The organism is Kitasatospora sp. NPDC028055, assembly GCF_040637885.1.
GTDB lineage: Bacteria > Actinomycetota > Actinomycetes > Streptomycetales > Streptomycetaceae > Kitasatospora.
Genome location: NZ_JBEZXE010000069.1, coordinates 1 through 15,591, shown reverse-complemented (window position 1 = coordinate 15,591; position 15,591 = coordinate 1). Strand labels below are relative to the sequence as shown.

12 protein-coding genes and 1 pseudogene are annotated in these 15,591 nt (G+C 74.8%); 5 read left to right on the top strand and 8 right to left on the bottom strand.

Going from position 1 to position 15,591, the window contains the following annotated elements:
* Positions 1–125: 125 nt before the first annotated feature.
* The gene (locus AB0F71_RS36995; protein ID WP_360244680.1) at positions 126–899 is read right to left on the bottom strand and encodes an enoyl-CoA hydratase family protein; all 774 of its coding nucleotides are present in this window, start codon (positions 897–899) and stop codon (positions 126–128) included.
* 245 nt (positions 900–1,144) lie between these two features.
* Here AB0F71_RS36995 and AB0F71_RS36990 point away from each other — a divergent pair, with 245 nt between their 5' ends.
* The 3 genes from AB0F71_RS36990 to AB0F71_RS36980 all read left to right on the top strand — a co-directional run bounded on the left by AB0F71_RS36990 (position 1,145) and on the right by AB0F71_RS36980 (position 4,926).
* Entirely contained in the window at positions 1,145–1,942 is a 798-nt protein-coding gene (locus tag AB0F71_RS36990; protein ID WP_360244677.1) for an ATP-grasp domain-containing protein, read from the top strand.
* 88 nt (positions 1,943–2,030) lie between these two features.
* Positions 2,031–2,435, top strand: a complete 405-nt coding sequence (locus AB0F71_RS36985; protein WP_360244674.1) for a RidA family protein — start codon at positions 2,031–2,033, stop codon at positions 2,433–2,435.
* A 220-nt stretch (positions 2,436–2,655) separates the two neighbouring features.
* The gene (locus tag AB0F71_RS36980; RefSeq protein ID WP_360244671.1) at positions 2,656–4,926 is read left to right on the top strand and encodes a glycosyl hydrolase family 18 protein; all 2,271 of its coding nucleotides are present in this window, start codon (positions 2,656–2,658) and stop codon (positions 4,924–4,926) included.
* A gap of 86 nt (positions 4,927–5,012) precedes the next feature.
* Here the strand turns inward: AB0F71_RS36980 and AB0F71_RS36975 are convergent, their stop codons facing one another.
* Positions 5,013–6,164, bottom strand: coding sequence for a geranylgeranyl reductase family protein (locus AB0F71_RS36975; protein WP_360244724.1), 1,152 nt, complete (start codon positions 6,162–6,164; stop codon positions 5,013–5,015).
* 353 nt (positions 6,165–6,517) lie between these two features.
* On the opposite strand from AB0F71_RS36975, the gene AB0F71_RS36970 reads away from it, so the two are divergent.
* The gene (locus tag AB0F71_RS36970) at positions 6,518–7,882 is read left to right on the top strand and encodes a dipeptidase (RefSeq protein ID WP_360244668.1); all 1,365 of its coding nucleotides are present in this window, start codon (positions 6,518–6,520) and stop codon (positions 7,880–7,882) included.
* On the opposite strand, the gene AB0F71_RS36965 is transcribed toward AB0F71_RS36970, so the two are convergent.
* Positions 7,858–8,712, bottom strand: coding sequence for a DUF4184 family protein (locus AB0F71_RS36965; protein WP_360244665.1), 855 nt, complete (start codon positions 8,710–8,712; stop codon positions 7,858–7,860). The genes AB0F71_RS36970 and AB0F71_RS36965 overlap by 25 nt on opposite strands.
* Before the next feature lie 151 nt (positions 8,713–8,863).
* Positions 8,864–9,934 (bottom strand): NUDIX domain-containing protein, encoded by a 1,071-nt coding sequence (locus AB0F71_RS36960; RefSeq protein WP_360244662.1) that lies wholly within the window; start codon positions 9,932–9,934, stop codon positions 8,864–8,866.
* 438 nt (positions 9,935–10,372) lie between these two features.
* Between AB0F71_RS36960 and AB0F71_RS36955 the strand changes: the two genes are divergently transcribed.
* Positions 10,373–11,287, top strand: coding sequence for a PfkB family carbohydrate kinase (locus AB0F71_RS36955; protein WP_360244659.1), 915 nt, complete (start codon positions 10,373–10,375; stop codon positions 11,285–11,287).
* 96 nt (positions 11,288–11,383) lie between these two features.
* On the opposite strand, the gene AB0F71_RS36950 is transcribed toward AB0F71_RS36955, so the two are convergent.
* The 4 genes and pseudogenes from AB0F71_RS36950 to AB0F71_RS36935 form a co-directional block, all read right to left on the bottom strand.
* Positions 11,384–12,274, bottom strand: a complete 891-nt coding sequence (locus tag AB0F71_RS36950; RefSeq protein WP_360244656.1) for a C40 family peptidase — start codon at positions 12,272–12,274, stop codon at positions 11,384–11,386.
* Between the two features lie 333 nt (positions 12,275–12,607).
* The gene (locus AB0F71_RS36945) at positions 12,608–14,029 is read right to left on the bottom strand and encodes an acyl-CoA synthetase (RefSeq protein ID WP_360244653.1); all 1,422 of its coding nucleotides are present in this window, start codon (positions 14,027–14,029) and stop codon (positions 12,608–12,610) included.
* Between the two features lie 178 nt (positions 14,030–14,207).
* Positions 14,208–15,170: an electron transfer flavoprotein subunit alpha/FixB family protein gene (locus AB0F71_RS36940; RefSeq protein ID WP_360244650.1), complete on the bottom strand. Its 963-nt coding sequence runs from the start codon at positions 15,168–15,170 to the stop codon at positions 14,208–14,210.
* Positions 15,171–15,216: 46 nt separating this feature from the next.
* A pseudogene (locus AB0F71_RS36935) lies at positions 15,217–15,591 on the bottom strand (electron transfer flavoprotein subunit beta); the annotation flags it as partial.

The following is a 15,591-nucleotide window of genomic DNA, read 5'->3' as shown; positions in this document are numbered from 1 at the left end:
GTGACCGGGAGGCCGACATCACACCGGCCCCACCGCTCCCTTCCGCACCGCCCCGGACCGCCCCCCCTTGCCGGCCGGGCTGGGCCGGGGCCGCGCCCAGCCGGAGGCCCAGCCCAGCCCGCGGCTCAGCGCACCCAGGCCGCCGGCCGCTTCTCCAGGAAGGACCGCATCCCCTCCTGCGCCTCCGCCGACCCGAACAACCGCGCCGACAGCTGTACCAGCTCGTCCGCGTCCCGCTCGAAGGACCGCGCCACCTCGGCGTTGGCCAGCCGCTTGGACTCCGCCAGCCCCTGCGGCGAGCCCTGGCGCAGCGCGTCCAGCAGACCCTTCACCAGCACCCCGGTGGACTCGCTGGAGTCGGCCGCCTGGGTGATCAGACCGATCCGGGCCGCCTCGGCGGCGTCGAAGACCTCGCCGGTCAGGTAGTAGCGGGAGGCGGCGCGCGGCTCCAGCTTGGGGCGCAGCGGCAGCGAGATGACGGCGGGCGCCAGGCCGAGCCGGACCTCGGTGAAGGCGAAGGTCGCGGCCGGTCCGGCGACGGCGAGGTCCGCCGCGCCGATCAGGCCGAGGCCGCCGGCCCGGGCGTGCCCGTCGACCACGGCGATCACCGGCTTGGTGCAGTCCACGATCGCCTTCTGCAGCTCGACCAGGCCGCGCGGGCCGACGGTCGGGTCCGCGCCGGTCGCCTCGGAGAGGTCCGCACCCGCGCAGAACACCTTGCCGGTGTGGGTGAGCACCACCGCACGGACGTCCCGGTCGGCCGCGGCCACCGCCAGTCCGGCGTGCAGCTCGGACATCAGGCGGGAGGAGAGTGCGTTGCGGTTGTGCGGCGAGTCGAGGGTGAGCGTGGTGACGGCGTCCGCGGTGGTGACGCGGACGAGGGGCTCTGCGCTGGTCATCGGCGTGGGCCTGCCTTCCGGCTGAGGGTGGGTCGGACTGCGGGCGCGGACCGGGGTGCCCGGACCGCGCCCGCACGACTCTGGCACGCCCACCCGCTCCTCGGCCAGAGCCGATCGGCACCCCTCGGCCGGAGCCGCCCGTTGCCGCCCGGCCGGAGCCGTACGGGCCCCGGCGGCCCCGGCCCTCCGGCCGCCGGGCCGAAAACCGCTGGTGGCAGCCGTGGTCCGCCCGTCAGCATGAACCCATGACCACCGACCCCCCGGTCCTGCTGCTCGCCCCGCGGATCAACGAGACCGGCCTCCAGCTGCGCACCGCCGCCGGGCTGCGCGGCCTGCGCGCACGCACCGCCGCCTCCTGGCAGGCGCCGCGTGACCTGCTCGGCGCCGCGGTGCACGTGTACGGCGGGCCGCTGTTCGCGGACGCGGTCGGCCGGGAGCTCGGCCTCGCCCTGTTGGAGCCGGCCGAGGACTGGCTCGCCCGGCTGCCGCTCGGACTGACCGGCCGACGGGTGTCCGCGACCACGCTGGCCGAGGCCCGTGGGCTGCGCGGCCCGGCCTTCGTGAAGCCGCCCGCGGACAAGCTGTTCGCCGCCCGGGTCTACCCCGACGGCCGCGCGCTTCCCGGCCCCGCTCTGCTGGACGGGGACACCCGCGTACTGGTGAGCGAGGTGGTCCGGTTCCGCACGGAGTTCCGGCTGTTCGTCCTGGACGGCGCGGTGCGGACGGGCTCGCGCTACGCGCAGGACGGTGACCTGTCCGTCGCACCGCTGGGGGCGGACGGCCCCGAGGTGCTGGCCTTCGCCCGCGACGTGCTGGCCGCCTCGGCCTCGCACGCCCCGCTGCCGAGCGCGGTGGTGGTGGACGTCGGACGGACGGACCGGGGCTGGGCGGTGGTCGAGGCCAACGCCGCCTGGGCCAGCGGGGGTTACGCCGCCGACCCGGGCGAGGTCCTGGACGTGGTGCTGCGCTCCTCCGGCCCTGCCGCCCAACTGCCCGTCGCCGACTGGACGTTCCGGCGCGAGCTGCCCGAAGTGGTGCGCTGACGGGTGCGTTGACGGGTGCACTGACGGGCGGGTTGACCGGGGCCGGCCACTTGCCGTCCCGGCGTACGGTGGAGCACGATCGGGCACCATGACCACCACGCACCTCACCCACATCACCCAGCCGCCGGGCGTGTTCCCCGCGAAGGGCTACACCCACGTCGTCACCGGCACCGGCCGGCTGGTCCAGGTCTCCGGACAGGTCGCCTTCGACGAGCACGGGAACCTGGTCGGCGCAAGTGACCCGAAGGCCCAGGCCCGTCAGGTCTTCGAGAACCTGCGCCGCTGCCTGGCCGCCGCCGGCGCCGACTTCTCGGACGTCGTCAAGTTCACCTTCTTCATGACCGACATCGCCCACCTCGCGGCGATCCGGGAGGCCCGGGACGAGTACCTGGGCGACCTGCCGCTCCCGGCCGCCTCCGCGATGCAGGTCGCGGCCCTGTTCCGGCCCGACGTGCTGATCGAGATCGAGGCCACGGCGATCGTCCCGGAGTAACGCCGCTCGGGCCGGCCGATCCCCCACCGCCGCCCCAACTCCCCAGTGGTACAGACCTGTTGACGCATTGGTCCAGTCCTCCTACAGTGCCCATGCCCCCGCCCCCCACGGCGCGGGCACCGATCGCACACGGAGCACCACCGGTTCTACGTCACCCTGTCCAACCCCCACCGCCACAGGGAGAACCATGTCCGCTCGATCCCGGGCGGGACGCCCGCGCATGCGCAGCAGACTGCTGGCGCTGCTGTCCGTCCTGCTCCTGCCACTCGCCGTCCTGACCGCGCTCGCCGCCCCGGCGAGCGCGGCGGGCAGGCTCACCGCCACCTTCACCACCGCCGACAACGGCTCCTGGTGGCAGGGCACGTACATCGTCCACAACGACAACGCCACCGCCGTCACCGGCTGGACCCTGGACTTCGACCTGCCCGCCGGCGTCACCATGGGCAACACCAGCAACGGCACCGCGACCGTCAACGGCCGGCACGTCACCGCCACCGCCGCGTACTACAACGCGACCGTCAACGCCCACAGCACCACCGAGCCGTACAGCTTCTGGTTCGTCGGCACCGGCCCGGTCTCCACCCCGCTCAACTGCCGCGTCAACGGCGACAAGTGCGACGGCTCCGCCGACGTCCCGCCGTCCGCGCCGGGCACCCCCACCGTCACCGGGGCGACGGCGCACACCCTCGCGCTGAGCTGGCCGGCCGCCACCGGCGGGGACTTCCCGGTCGCCTCCTACGACGTGCTGAGCGGCACCACCGTGCTCGCCTCCGGCCCGACCGCCAACGCCCTGGTCACCGGGCTCACCCCGGCCACCACGTACACCCTGACCGTCCGGGCCAAGGACAGCCGCGGCAACACCGGCCCGCTCAGCGCGCCCGTGACGGCCGCCACCTTCGACCCGTCCACGGACCGGGTCCCGCCGACCGCACCCACCAACCTCCGTGCCACGTCGGTCGGTTCCTCGGACGTGACGCTCGCCTGGAACGCCGCCACCGACAACGTCCGGGTCGCCGCGTACGACGTCTACCAGGGCGCCACCCTGGTGACGACGGTCGACGGCGGCACCCTGACCGCGTCCGTCGGCGGCCTCTCGCCGTCCACCGCCTACACCTTCACGGTGCAGGCCCGCGACCCCGCCGACAACGCCTCGCCCGCCTCCGCGCCGCTCGCCGTGACCACCGCGGACATCGTCGGCGCCGGCAAGTACGCCCGGGTCGGCTACTTCGTCCAGTGGGGCATCTACGGCCGCCAGTACTTCGTCAAGAACCTCGACACCTCGGGCAGCGCGGCCAAGCTCGACATCGTCAACTACGCCTTCGAGAACATCGATCCGGTCAACCTGACCTGCCTCGCGGGCGTCACCAAGGGCACCACCGCCAACCCGGAGGACCCGGACCAGGGCACCGGCGCCGGTGACGCCGACGCCGACTACGCCCGCCCGATGAGCGCCGACCAGTCGGTGGACGGCGTGGCCGACGACGGCTGGGGCAAACTCCGGGGCAACTTCAACCAGTTGAAGAAGCTCAAGGCCAAGTACCCGAACCTCAAGGTGGTCGTCTCACTCGGCGGCTGGACGTACTCCAAGTACTTCTCCGACGTCGCCGCGACCGACGCGTCCCGGCAGAAGTTCGTCAAGTCCTGCGTGGACACCTGGATCAAGGGCAACCTGCCCGTCTACAACGGCGCCGGCGGGGACGGCGTCGCCGCCGGGATCTTCGACGGCATCGACCTCGACTGGGAGTGGCCCGGCTCCGGCGACGGCCACCCGGGCAACCACTGGAGCGCGAACGACAAGGCCGACCTGACCCTGTTGGCGGCCGAGTTCCGCAAGCAGCTCGACGCACTGGGCGGCCCGCACAAGCTGCTCACCGCCTTCACCCCGGCCGACCCGGCCAAGGTCGCGGCCGGCTGGGACCTCGGCAAGGTCTTCACCTCGCTCGACATCGCCAACGTCCAGGGCTACGACTTCCACGGCTCGGGCAGCGACAACTCCTGGGAGCCCAACCGCACCGGCCAAGCCTCCAACCTCTACTCCGACCCGAACGACCCCTACAACTTCCACTTCAGCGTGGACGGCGCCGTCCGGACCTACCTCGCCGCCGGGGTCAACCCGCGCAAGCTGACCATCGGCTTCCCGTTCTACGGGCGCGGCTGGCAAGGCGTGGCGGACGGCGGCGCCCACGGCGTCTGGCAGTCCGCGAACGGCGCGGCGCCCGGCCAGTTCGCCGAGGAGGCGGGCACCCGCGGGTACCAGAACCTGCTCACCGGCGTGCCCGGGCTCACCGTCTACCACGATCCCAAGTCCGTTGCCACGTACGGCTACACGGGCGCGAACGGCCAGTGGTGGACCTTCGACGACGCCTGGTCGATCGCCCAGAAGACGGCCTACCTCAAATCGAAGAACCTGCTCGGCGCCATGATCTGGGAGATGTCCGGCGACACCCCGTCGGGCACCCTGATGTCCGCCCTCGACACCGGGCTCAAGTGACCGGGCTCCGTTAGCCGCCACCGAACCGCCGGCCGGGCCGGTGCCCCGAACGGGGGCGCCGGCCCGGCCGCACGGACCGGGTCCCGCTACCGGGCGGCCATCGCCATCAGCTTGCGCGCCGCCCGGTTCTGCCGCAGCAGCTGCGCGAAGGTGGTGTGCCCCTGGGTGGTCCGGGCGAACGCCCGCCACGCCGCCGGCACCGTGGTGACCGCCGTGTGGAACAGGTACGGCCGCCGCTCGAAGGCGCTCAGCAGCTGCTTGCCCGCGCGCATCTCCACGCCCAGCCCGGCCTTGATCGCGAACGCGTAGTTCAGCGCCTCGCGCCGCACCGTGCCCGCGTCACCCGCCTCCGCGATCCGCACCGCCCACTCCCCGGCCAGCCGGCCGGAGCGCAGCGCGTACGAGATGCCCTCGCGGGTCCACGGCTCCAGCAGTCCGGCGGCGTCCCCGGCCACCAGGACCCGGCCGCGGGCGAGCGGCGAGTCCTCGGCCCGGCAGCGGGTCAGGTGCCCGGACTCGATCCGCGGGGGGAAGCCGGACAGGCCCAGGCGCCGGATGTAGTCGGCGAGGTACTGCTTGGTCCGCTCGCCGTCACCGCGCGCCGAGATGACGCCCACGGTCAGGCTGCTGGTCTCGGTCTTCGGGAACACCCAGCCGTAACTGCCGGGCAGCGGGCCCCAGTCGAGGTGGATCCGGCCCGACCAGTCGGCGGCCACCTGCGGCGGGACGGGGATCTCGGCCTCCAGGCCGAGGTCGATCTGGTCGAAGGTGACGCCCACGTGCCGGGCGATCCGGCTGGCGCTGCCGTCCGCACCGACCACCGCCCGGGCCTCGAAGGTGCGCCCGTCGGCGGCCGTGACCACGGCCGTGCGGTGCTCGCCACCGCGCTGCTCGACCCCGGTGACGGTCACTCCGGTGACCAGCACCGCCCCGGCCTGCTTGGCGGACCGGACCAGCCGCAGGTCGAACTCGTCCCGGTTGACCAGCCCGAACAGCATCCGCTTGGAACGCTTGGTCCGGGTGTACTGCCCGTCGTAGGCGAAGGTGACGGCCGACACCCGGTCCTGCAACGGCAGTTCGAAGTTCGGCGGCAGGCTGTCCCGGGACGGGCCGATGATGCCGCCGCCGCAGGTCTTGTAGCGGGGGTGCTCGGCCTTGTCGAGCAGCAGCACCCGGCGGCCCTGCTCGGCGGCGGCGTACGCGGCCGAGGCCCCGGCCGGTCCGGCGCCGACCACCACGACGTCCCAGACGCCGTCCTGCGGCTGCGACGCCTCGTCGAGCGGGCCGTGCGACGGGCCCTCCGAAGGGCCCTCCGACGGGGCTTGCGACGGGCTGTCGACCGGGACGTCCGACGGACGCTCGACCGGGACGTCCGACGGGCTGTCGATCGGGCTACGGGAATCAGGGCTTCCGGAGTCAGTCACGTCGACCAATCCTATGCGTCCGCCCGGTGCCCCGGTCGCCGCACCACCCACCGATCCGGAAGCTCCCCGCTGCCCTCCGGACGGCTCAGCCTATGATCGGCGGTACCCCAACCGACCGCCTCCGCCCCTACCACCCCCCGGGCGGACCCGTCCCCTCCGGAGCCCCGATGTCACAGCCCCTGGCCGACGCCGTCCGGTCCCTGATGGACCGTGCCCGCACCGACCTCGCCGAGCTGGTCGCCTTCCAGTCGGTCGCCGACCCGCGCCAGTTCCCGGTCGAGGAGTGCCAGAAGGCCGCGCACTGGGTCGCCGAGGCCTTCGCCGCCGAGGGCCTGACCGGCATCCGGCTGCTGGACACCCCGGACGGCACCCAGTCCGTCTACGGCGAGCTGCCCGGCCCCGAGGGCGCCCCGACCGTGCTGCTCTACTCGCACTACGACGTGCAGCCCCCGCTCGACGAGAGCGGCTGGCACAGCCCGGCCTTCGAGCTGACCGAGCGCGACGGCCGCTGGTACGGGCGCGGCGCCGCCGACTGCAAGGGCAACATCCTGATGCACCTGACCGCCCTGCGGGCGCTGCGCCAGGTGTACGGCGACGACTACCCGGTCGGCCTGAAGGTCATCGTGGAGGGCTCCGAGGAGCAGGGCACCGGCGGTCTGGAGCGCTACGCCGAGGCCCACCCCGAGCTGCTCGCCGCCGACGTCATCGTGATCGGCGACACCGGCAACTTCGCCCCGGGCCTGCCGACCGTGACCGCCACGCTGCGCGGCATGACGGTGGTCGAGGCCTCGATCACCACGCTGGCCGGCAACCTCCACTCCGGCGGCTTCGGCGGCGCCGCCCCCGACGCGCTGCAGGCACTGATCAAGGTGCTCGCCTCGCTGCACGACGAGAACGGCGACGTCGCGGTCGCCGGGCTGGCCGCCGACCAGACCTGGGAGGGCGTGCAGTACCCGGAGGAGCAGTTCCGCGCCGACGCCAAGGTGCTCGACGGCGTCGCCCTGACCGGCACCGGCACCGTCTCCGACCGGCTGTGGGCCCGCCCGTCCGTCACCGTCCTCGGCATCGACGCCCCGCCGGTGATCGGCGCCACCTCCTCGGTGCAGGCCGCCGCCAAGGCGCTGATCTCCCTGCGCGTCCCGCCGGGCATGGACACCGAGGCCGCCCAGGACGCCCTGGTCGCCCACCTGGAGGCGCAGGTCCCGCTCGGCGCCCGACTGACCGTCGAGCGCCAGGGCAACGGCGCGCCGTTCCGCGCCGACACCAGCGGCCCGGCCTACGAGGCAATGGGCGAGGCGATGGCCGAGGCCTTCGGCACGCCGATGGTCGCCTCCGGCGAGGGCGGCTCGATCCCGCTCTGCAACACCCTGCGCTCGCTCTACCCGCAGGCCGAGATCGTGCTGATCGGCGTCGAGGACCCGACCACCCAGATCCACGCCGTCAACGAGAGCGTCGACCCGCAGGAGCTGGAGCGGATGGCCCTCACCGAGGCCCTGTTCCTCCGCCGCTACGCGGAACTGCGCACCGCCTGACGGGAGTTCGCACCGTTCCCGGGCCGCCCGCCACGCCACCGGCGGGCGGCCGCGACCACCGCCGCGTAGCCGACCGCACCCACCGCGAGGCCGGCACCGGCCCCGAAGCACACCTCCGGGACGAGGTTGCGGCGCAGCGGGGCGATCCGGTGCAGCACCCCGGCCGCGGTGGCCGCGGCCAGCACCGCGGTGGCCGTCCGCCTGGTCCGCGGCGCCAGCCGCACGGCCGGGCGCACCGGTTCCACGGCCCGCACCGCGCGCGCCGCCCAGCCGCCCAGCGCGGCCAGCGCCAGCGCCGAACTCCCGTACTGCAGCGCCTCGTAGACCGGGACCCCGGCCACCGTCCGGTCCAGTACGGGCAGCAGCCGCACGCCCAGCCGGCCGCCGTGGGTGAACGCGTCCCAGCCGACGTGGGTGGCCGCGCCGACCGCCGCCGAGGCCACGAACCAGGCCGCGTCCGCGCCCAGGCCCCCGGCACCGCCGCAGCCGCCGGTACCGCCCGCACCGGCCGCCGCGGCCCGGCGGACCGTCAACGCCTCGGCGCCGCCCGCCCACCGTTCGGGCAGCAGCCCCACCAGCGGCGCGCGCAGCAGCCCGTGCCACCCCGCCACCAGCGCGCCGGCGATCGCCACGTCCAGCGTCGGCACCGCCCACCAGGCGTGGGTCAGCCCGCCGTGCACGTACACCCCGGGCAGCAGCGACTCGGCGAAGAACGGCACGTCGGGCGCCATCGACCCGGCCACCAGCGCCGAGGCCACCAACGGCCCGCGCTCCCCGGCGGCGCGCAGCAGGGGCAGGACGGCGGCGGGATGGCTCAGCGTGAACGGCATGTCCCCATCCTGACCCCCGCACCGGCCGCGCCACCAACCGGGGCCGGGCCACCGCCCGGTGCCCCGGCCCTCCTCCCCCGGCCCGTCGGCCCCCAGCCCGTCGGCCCCCAGCCCGTCCGCCCCCAGCCCGTCCGCCCCCGGCCCTCCGGCGCTACGCCGCGTCCGCCGTGCTGGCCAGGCGGCCGAGCGCCGCCCGGCACCCCGCCTCCAGGTAGCGCAGTTCCCCGCTGCGCCGGGCGTCCAGCGCGGCGGCCAGGCGCCGGTAGCGGCTGGGCGGCAGCAGGTCGGCCGACTCGTCCAGGGTGACGAACCGGCAGCCGCGCAGCTCCTCCTGTTGCAGCAGCAGGTTCCGCCGGCCCGCGTCGTCCAGCAGGCCGCCGTCGTACATCAGCCGCAGGCCGCCGCGGCGCGGGCCGGTGCGCGGTTCCCAGTCGACGGCGAGCAGCCGCAGCACCGAGGGGTCCAGGCGCAGCCCGAGCTCCTCGGCGGTCTCGCGCAGGGCGGCGTCGGTGGGGGCCTCGCCGCGTTCGACCACGCCGCCGGGGAAGTCCCAGTCGGGCTTGTAGACCGGGTCGACGAGCAGCACCCGGTCCTGCTCGTCGAAGAACAGCACGGCCGAGGCCACGGTGTCGCCGGTCGGGTCGGGGGCCTGGACGATCGGACAGCGCGCGGCGCCGACCCGGACGAGTTCAGCGATCCGGTGCGCGGTCTCGCGCGGGGTGAGCGCGCCGTTGTCGATCATCCGGGCGTCGCCGACCAGCCAGCGCCGGGCGGCCCGGTAGTGCGGCAGGTGCTCCAGGCACCAGGTGCGGACCCGCTCGCTGCGCTCCGGATCGCCCGGGCATTCCTCGCGGTGGGCGATGCGGTTTCGCAGGATCGTTTCTTCGGGGTCCAGGACGAAGTGGTGCACCGCGATCCCGTGCGCGGCGAGATCACCGAAGATCTCGTCCCGGTAGTCCTCTCTGAGCAGGGTCATCGGCACCACCAACGGCCCGCCCACCTCGCCGAGCAGCGCGGCGGCCGTCTCGGGCACCAGCCGACGCCAGGCCGCGAGGTCCTGGAAGTCGGACACCGTGGCCAGCCGGTCGGCCGGAAGCATCCGGCGCAGTCCGAAGCCGACCAGCTCGGGATCGAAGAGCACGCTCCCGGGCAGCAGTTCCACCAGCTCGCGGCAGGCGCTCGTCTTGCCCGCCCCGAATGTGCCATTGACCCAGACGATCACAACGTCCCCTGCCCTCGACTTGCCCCGATGCCGTTCGCACCGGGCAGCGCCCCCGTCGGCCGAACCAGCGCCACCCGTGGTGGTACCCGCGCGAAGCCGCTCCCCAAAACTGCTCGCCACGCCCGCCCGCGCGCCCCGGCCCGCCCCTTGACAGCGGCATGTGCCCAGGCCACGGGCCCGGTACGGATATTTGCGGATCGGCCGCCATCAAAGCCGCACCCCGCCGCCACACCGTTCGCACAGGGAGTCGGACCGGCCGACTTCCGGCGCGCGCCCCGACCGTACGCCGCTCGCGCCGCCCCTGCGCCCTCCCGCTCCCCCGTCCTCCCGCTCACCGCTCCCTACCCCCGGCCTCACCGCCCTCACCGCCCGCCGGTCGCACCGCTTGCCGGTCGCACCGCTTGCGCGGCCCGCACCCCGCCGCGTACAGAGAAACCCATGAAGCTGCTCCCCGCCGGCCGGGTCGTCGTCATCGGCTCGGTCAACACCGACCGGATCCTCCGCTGCCCCGTACTCCCCGCGCCCGGCGAGACCGTTCTGGCCACCGACGCCACCCGGGGGTTCGGCGGCAAGGGCGCCAACCAGGCGGTGGCCGCGGCCCGGATGGGGGCCGCCACCCACCTGGTGGCCAAGGTGGGGCGCGACGCCGAGGGCGAGGCGGCGCTCGACGACCTGCGCGGCGCGAACGTGGAGACGGGCGCCGTCCACACCCACCCCGACGCGCCCACCGGCCAGGCGATCGTCATGGTCGACCCCGCCGGGGAGAACAGCATCGTGGTCGTGCCCGGCGCGAACGCCCACCTGACCCCGGACGAGGTCGGCGCGGCCCTGGCCCGGCTCCACCTGCTCCCGGTCGACGTCGTCCTCACCAGCAACGAGGTCCCCGCGGAGTGCATCCGCGCCGTCGCCGCGGCGCTGCCCGCCGCGGGCCCGCGCGGCGGCACCCGCTGGCTGCACAACACCGCCCCGGCCGGCGCCCTGCCCGACCCCGGCCCCACCGGACGCCGCCCGCTGCTGGTCGCCAACGCCGTCGAGGCCCGGCAGCTCACCGGTGCCGCGGACGCCGTCGGGGCGGCCCGTGCGCTGGCCCGGCAGGGCGAGGGGGCGGTGGTCACCCTCGGCGGTGAGGGCGCCCTGGTCGCCGCCGGCGGAGCACTCACCCGGCTGCCCGCGCCGACCGTCCGGGTGGTCGACACCACCGGGGCCGGCGACGTCTTCTGCGGGGCGCTCGCCGCCGGCCTCGCCCGCCTGGCCGACCTGCCCGACGCGGCCGCCACCGCCGTCGCCGCCGGGGCCTTCGCCGTCACCGCGCTCGGCGCCCGCGGCGCCCTCCCCCGCCCGACCGACCTCTGACCGCGCGTCGGCAGCGCCCTCCCGGCCCGGGCACCGGGGTGCGGGCGCGGGTGCGGGGCGCCCGGCCCACCGGCCGGACGCCCCGCACCCCGTGGGCTACGGCCGCCCCATGTACGCGGGGTAGTACCCGCTGCTGATCGTGGAGATCCGGATCAGCGTCCCGGGCCGCGCGGCCTCCACGTACCGGTTGTCGCCCAGGTAGATCGCCACGTGCTGGATGCCCCGCGCGGTGCCGTCCGGCGACCAGAACAGCAGGTCACCGCGGCGCAGCTGGCTCGCCTTGATCGGCGTGGTGGCCGCGTACTGGTCGTTGGCCACCCGCGGCAGGTCGATGCCGCCGCGCCGGAAGGACTGCTGCACCAGGCCCGAGCAGTCGTACCCGTCCGGCCCGTTGCCGGCGGTCCGGAACGGCTTGCCCAGCTGGGCGAGCGCGTACTCCACCGCGGTCTCGACGTCGGCGTCCGCCGCCACCTCGTGGGAGGAGCCGGAGGAACCGGAGGAGGACGCGGAGCCGCCGGTGCGCTGCAGGTAGATGTCGTAGTGGGTGGTCCAGCGCCACTCCCCCTTGCTGTTCCTGAACCAGTACCGCGAGCCGTCCCAGCCCTGCTTGATCCCGCTGTTCGAGGACTTGGCGGACTTCGCGGAGGACGAGGACTTCGCCGAGGACTTGGCGCCGCCGGTCCGCGCCACGTACACGCTGTAGTGGGTGGTCCAGCGCCACTGCCCCTGGCTGTTCTTGAACCAGTACCGCGAGCCGTCCCACCCGGCGTGCGCCGGGGCCTTCTCGGCCGCGGCGGGCGTCACCCCGGTGCCGAGCCCGATGGTCCCCACGCCGACCGCGATCGCGGCCGCCATGCCTATCCCCCGACGGATCCGCGCGGCCCGCGAGGGACGGGCGGTGGTGGCGGGGCGGGCGGCGAGGGCGGGGGCGTGCTGCCCGGTCGGTTCGTCGGCGGCATCCGGTGCGCCGGTGTTGACGGTGGTCATCCCTGCTGACTTCCTTCACTGCTGCGAACGCACTGCGGCGTACGGCCGCCGGAAGGGCGGCTGCGGAAACTGCTGCGGACACGCGGTACGCCCCGGCTTCGCCGGTCCGTACCTTCGGCAGTCCCCGGTCCGACCTGCCGCGGCCCCCGGCCGTGCGACCGGGGGCCGCGGCATGTCTCCCGTGGATTCAGTTCTGCCTGCTCGTCACGTTAGGCACGCGTCCGCTCACCGCGCGCAGTGGAGTGCGCCAAAGGAAGGTTTCCGGGCTCCGGTCGCCGACGGCGCATCAGGGTGAACACCCGTCACCGCCGGGCGTGTCCCGACGCCCCCTCATCAGTGCCCGCGGTGCTCCGTCAGGAGCTGCTTCTTCAACACCTTTCCCAGCGCGTTCCTGGGCAGTTCGGGTACCAGCACGACCCGCCGCGGGCGCTTGTGCACCGAGAGCCGCTCCGCCACGAAGGCCGTCAGCTGTTCCCCCGTCACGGCGCCGTCCGGCACGACGTACGCGACGATCGCCTGTCCGAGGTCCTCGTCCGGCGCGCCGACCACGGCCGCGTCGGCGACCGCCGGGTGGTCGCGCAGCGCGGCCTCGACCTCGCCCGCGCCGATCCGGTAGCCGCCGCTCTTGATCAGGTCCACCGAGGCCCGGCCGACGATCCGGTGGAAGCCGTCGGCCCCGATCACCGCGACGTCCCCGGTGCGGAACCAGCCGTCCGCCGTCCAGGCCTCGGCGTCGGCGTCCGGCCGGTTGAGGTAACCGCTGAACAGCGTGGGGCCGCTGACCTGCAGTTCGCCAACGCTCTCGCCGTCGTACGGCACCGGCTCGCCGTCCTCGCCGACCAGCCGGGTGCGCACCCCCTCCACCGGCAGCCCGACGCTGCCGGGGCGCCGCTCGCCGTCCGCCCGGGTGCTGACGGTGATCAGCGACTCGGTCATCCCGTAGCGCTCGATCGGGGCGTGCCCGGTGAGCGCCGCCAGCTTCTCGAAGACCGGTACGGGCAGCGGAGCGCTGCCGGAGACCAGCAGCCGGGCCGGGGCCAGCCGCCCGGCCGCCGCCGGGTCCGCCGCCAGCCGGGACCACACGGTGGGCACGCCGAAGTACAGGCTGCCGCCCGCCTGCGCGTACCCCTCGGGGGTGGGCCGCCCGGTGTGCACCAGCCGGCTGCCGGTGCGCAGGGCTCCGAGCACGCCGAGCAGCAGCCCGTGCACGTGGAACAGCGGCAGCCCGTGCACCAGGGTGTCCTCGGCGGTCCACTGCCAGGCGGCGGCGAGGGCATCCAGGTCGGCGGCGATCGCCGCCCGCCGGATCACCGCGCCCTTGGGCGCGCCGGTGGTGCCCGAGGTGTAGAGCACGAACCCGGTCGCGTCGGCGGCCGGTTCGGCGTAGCTGGTCGCCGAACGCTCGGCGGGGTCCACGGGCAGGGCCGCCACCGGCCCGTCGTCGGGCGCGTCCTCCCCGGCGGCGTGCGCCAGCAGCGCGGCGCCCGAGTCCCGCAGGATGTGCTCGCGCTCCTTGGGGCCCGAGTCGGGCGGCAGCGGCACCACCGGGACGCCCGCCAGCAGTCCGCCGACCACGGCGGTGACCGTCTCCAGGGTGGGCCGGGCGAGCACCGCCAGCGCGGGTGCCCCGGCGACCCGGTCGGCCACCGCGGTCGCCGCGCCCAGGAGTTCCTCCCGGGAGAGCGTCCGGCCGTCGATCCGCAGCGCGTCCGCCGCGTCGCCGTGGTCGCCATGAAGTGCCGTCAGCAGTGCCATGCTTCGGTCCTCGCCCTCGTCCTCGCCCTGTTCGCACCGGGGGCTCCCGCCCCCGGGCGCCGTCGGGCCGACTCTACGGGCCGGCGCGGCGCTCCCCGCGGCCCGGGGCACGACGGCGGAGGGCGTGGCACCGAGCACCCGGTACCACGCCCTCCGGTCCTCGGGACCGTCCCGCGGATCAGCCCTTGCGGGACTTCACCTCGGTGGTGAGCTGCGGCAGCACCTGGAACAGGTCGCCGACCACGCCGTAGTCGACCAGCTCGAAGATCGGGGCCTCGGGGTCCTTGTTGACGGCCACGATGGTCTTCGAGGTCTGCATGCCGGCCCGGTGCTGGATGGCACCGGAGATGCCCGCCGCGATGTAGAGCTGCGGCGAGACCTGCTTGCCGGTCTGGCCGACCTGGTTGCTGTGCGGGTACCAGCCGGCGTCCACGGCGGCGCGCGAGGCACCGACGGCCGCGCCGAGCGCGTCCGCGAGCTCCTCGACCACGCCGAAGCCCTCGGCGGCACCGACGCCACGGCCGCCGGAGACCACGATGGCGGCCTCGGTCAGCTCGGGGCGGCCGGTGGAGACGCGCGGGGTGCGCGAGGTGACCTTGGCGGCGTTGCCGGTGAACTCCACCGACACGTTCTCCACCGCGCCGGCGGCCGGGGCGGCCTCCGGGGCGACGGCGTTCGGCTTCACGGTGATGACCGGGGCGCCCTTGGTGACCGTGGACTTCACCTGGAAGGAGGCGGCGAACACCGACTGGGTGGCGACCGGAGCGCCGTCGCCGGCCTCCAGGTCGATCGCGTCGGTGATGATGCCGGAGCCGATCCGCAGCGCCACGCGGGCGGCGACCTCCTTGCCCTCACCGGAGGAGGTGACCAGCACCGCGGCCACGTCGTTGGCCTTGGCGATCTGGGCCAGGGCGTCCACCTTGGGGACGACCAGCTGGTCGGCGAACTCGGCGCCGTCGGCGACGTACACCTTGGCGGCACCGAACTCGGCGGCCTTGGCGGCGATGTCGGCGGCCGCGGCACCCGCGCCCAGCACGACGGCGGACGGCTCACCGATGCGGCGGGCCAGGGTCAGCAGTTCGAGGGCCGGCTTGCGGACCGCGCCATCGGCGTGGTCCACCAGAACCAGGATCTCAGCCATGATTCGTTGCTCCTGATCGATCGTTGGATGCGCTGACGGGCGCGGACTAGATGAACTTCTGGCCGGCCAGGAACGCGGCGAGCTGCTTGCCGCCCTCGCCCTCGTCCTTGACGACCGTGCCCGCGGTCCGCGCCGGACGCGCCGCCACCGAGTCGACCGCCGTCCACGAACCCGCCAGACCGACCTCGTCCGCCTCGATGCCCAGGTCGTCCAGGTCCAGCGACTGCACCGGCTTCTTCTTCGCCGCCATGATCCCCTTGAACGACGGGTACCGGGCCTCACCCGACTGGTCCGTCACCGAGACCACCGCCGGCAGCGCCGCCTCGACCAGCTCGGTCGCCGCGTCACCGTCCCGACGGCCCTTCACCACACCGCCCTCGACCGACACCTCGGACAGCAGCGTCACCTGCGGCACACCCAG